The organism is Actinotalea sp. C106 (assembly GCF_023630195.1).
In the GTDB taxonomy this organism is placed as follows: domain Bacteria; phylum Actinomycetota; class Actinomycetes; order Actinomycetales; family Cellulomonadaceae; genus Actinotalea.
Genome location: NZ_JALPKN010000357.1, coordinates 1 through 2,714, shown reverse-complemented (window position 1 = coordinate 2,714; position 2,714 = coordinate 1). Strand labels below are relative to the sequence as shown.

The following is a 2,714-nucleotide window of genomic DNA, read 5'->3' as shown; positions in this document are numbered from 1 at the left end:
TCGGGCTCGCGGCGTGGCACCCGCGGCACGTGCACTGCCCGCGCTGTGGCGCCCCGACGGTCTCGGTCCTCGGTGGCTGGGTGCGGCGCTGCACGGTCGACGGGTCCGACCACTACCCGCGCACCGACCCGGCCGTCATCATGGCCGTCACCGACGACCAGGACCGGCTGCTCCTGGGGCACGCGCCGCACTGGCCCGAGCGGCGCTTCTCGACCCTCGCGGGGTACGTCGAGCCGGGGGAGTCCCTCGAGGCGGCGGTCCGGCGCGAGGTCGGCGAGGAGGTCGGCGTCGTGGTCGGGGAGGTCGCCTACCAGGGCAGCCAGCCGTGGCCGTTCCCGGCCTCGCTGATGCTCGCCTTCACGGCACGGGCGACCTCGACCGAGATCGACGTCGACGGCGACGAGCTCACCGAGGCGCGCTGGTTCACCCGGGACGAGCTCGTCGGCGCCGTCGGGCGGGGTGAGGTCCTGCTGCCCACCCGCGCGTCGGTCGCTCGCGCCCTCATCGAGGACTGGCTCGGCGCCCCGATCGAGAGCGACTGAGCGCCGGACGCCTGCTCAGCCCGCGAGGCGCTGCTGGACCTCGGCGAGGGAGGGGTTGGTCGCGGCCGTCCCGTCGGGGAAGAGCAGGGTCGGCACCGTCTGGTTGCCGCCGTTGATCTGCTCGACGTAGCTCGCCGCGCCGGGGTGCTCCTCGATGTTGACCTCGGTGTAGGGCACGCCCGCCGAGTCCATCTGGGACTTCAGGCGGCGGCAGTAGCCGCACCAGGTCGTCGAGTACATCGTCACCGTGCCTGGGGCGGGCGGGGTGGTCGTGGCGTCGCTCATCAGATCCCTCACGTCGTCGGCTGTCGTCACCGTAACCCGCGCCGACCGCGTCCTCTTCCCGTGCCCCCCCGTGCCCCCCGCGGTGGGCTCCTCGCGGTCGGGGGTGTCGGCGGAGCCTGACAGACTCGGGGGCGATGTCCGCCGACCAGCTCCTCGACGCCCTCGACCCCGACCAGCGCGAGGTCGCCCTCGCCCTCACCGGCCCCGTCTGCGTGCTCGCGGGAGCGGGCACCGGCAAGACGCGAGCGATCACGCACCGCATCGCCTACGGGGTCCGGACGGGGACCTACAAGCCGACGAGCGTCCTGGCGGTGACCTTCACCGCGCGGGCCGCGGGGGAGATGCGCACCCGGCTGCGGCAGCTCGGGGTCGCGGGGGTCCAGGCGCGCACCTTCCACGCCGCGGCGCTGCGACAGCTGAGCTACTTCTGGCCCCAGGTGGTCGGTGGCACCCCGCCGCGCATCCTCGAGCACAAGGCCTCCGTGGTCGCCGAGGCCGCGGCCCGCCTCAGCCTGGGCGTGGACCGGCTGAGTATCCGCGACCTCGCCTCGGAGATCGAGTGGTCCAAGGTGAGCCTGGTCGCGGCCGACGACTACGTGCGGGCCGCGACGGCGACCGACCGTCCGCCGCCCGCCGGGTACGACCGCGCGACCGTCGCGCGGCTCATCACCGCCTACGAGGAGGCCAAGGACGCGCGCGGGGTCATCGACTTCGAGGACGTCCTCGTCATGCTGGGGCACATGCTCGAGAGCCGACGCGACGTCGCCGAGACCGTCCGCGGGCAGTACCGGCACTTCGTCGTGGACGAGTACCAGGACGTCTCCCCGGCGCAGCAGTACCTGCTGGACCAGTGGCTCGGCGGCCGCCACGAGCTCTGCGTGGTCGGGGACCCGAGCCAGACCATCTACTCCTTCACCGGGGCGACGCCCCACCACCTGCTCACCTTCGCGCAGAAGCGGCCCGGGGCCCAGGTCGTGCGGCTGGTGCGGGACTACCGCTCGACCCCCCAGGTGGTCGACCTCGCCAACAGGCTCCTCAGCGCGGTCCCTGGCCGACGGCGCGGCACCACGGCCCTCGAGCTCGTGGCCCAGCGCCCCACCGGCCCGCCGGTCGGCTTCACGGTCTACGACGACGACGAGGCCGAGGCCTCGGGGGTCGCCGCCCGGGTGGGCCGGCTGATCGCCGCCGGCACCCCCGCGAGCGAGATCGCCGTGCTGTACCGGACCAACGCGCAGTCCGAGGCCTACGAGCAGGCGCTGGCAGACGCGGGTATCGGCTACCTGGTCCGGGGCGGGGAGCGGTTCTTCGCCCGCAAGGAGGTGCGGGACGCGATCGTGCTGCTGCGCGGGGCGGCGCGCTCCTCGGCCGACGCCACGTTAGGCGAAGCCGTGCGCGGGGTCCTGGCCTCGGTCGGGTGGACCGAGGAGGCGCCGACGGCCCGCGGCGCGGTGCGCGAGCGGTGGGACTCGGTCCAGGCCCTGGTCGCGCTGGCCGACGACCTCGTCGCGACCCGCCCTGAGGCCTCCTTGGTGGACCTGGTCGCCGAGCTCGACGAGCGGGCCTCGGCCCAGCACGCCCCCGCCGTCGAGGGGGTGACCCTGGCCTCCCTGCACGCCGCCAAGGGGCTCGAGTGGGACGCGGTCTTCCTCACCGGCCTGAGCGAGGGCCTCATGCCGATCTCCCTCGCGGAGACCGATGCCGCCGTGGCCGAGGAGCGACGCCTGCTCTACGTCGGGATCACTCGCGCCCGCGAGCACCTCGAGCTCAGCTATGCCCGAGCCCGCAACCCCGGGGCCCGCGCGAGCCGCAAGCGCACGCGGTTCCTCGACGGGCTGTGGCCCACCGGGGGCCGCGGGCGCCGGTCCGGGGCCGCAGGCGGGGCTGCGG

At 74.7% G+C, this 2,714-nt stretch carries 3 protein-coding genes; 2 read left to right on the top strand and 1 reads right to left on the bottom strand.

From position 1 onward, the window contains the following. Positions 1-542, top strand: a 542-nt coding sequence (gene nudC / locus L0B03_RS16240) for an NAD(+) diphosphatase (RefSeq protein WP_250447807.1), incomplete at its 5' end; no start/stop codon positions are given. 15 nt (positions 543-557) lie between these two features. Here the strand turns inward: nudC and L0B03_RS16235 are convergent. Further along, complete coding sequence (locus tag L0B03_RS16235; RefSeq protein WP_250447805.1) at positions 558-827, bottom strand: mycoredoxin; 270 nt, start codon at positions 825-827, stop codon at positions 558-560. A gap of 134 nt (positions 828-961) precedes the next feature. Here L0B03_RS16235 and L0B03_RS16230 point away from each other — a divergent pair. Continuing rightward, positions 962-2,714: ATP-dependent helicase (locus L0B03_RS16230; protein WP_250447803.1), on the top strand; the 1,753-nt coding region annotated here is incomplete at its 3' end.

Bases quoted from the DNA above. Each gene is read 5' to 3' on its own strand.
- L0B03_RS16235 (WP_250447805.1), bottom strand. From the start codon at position 827: ATGAGCGACGCCACGACCACCCCGCCCGCCCCAGGCACGGTGACGATG.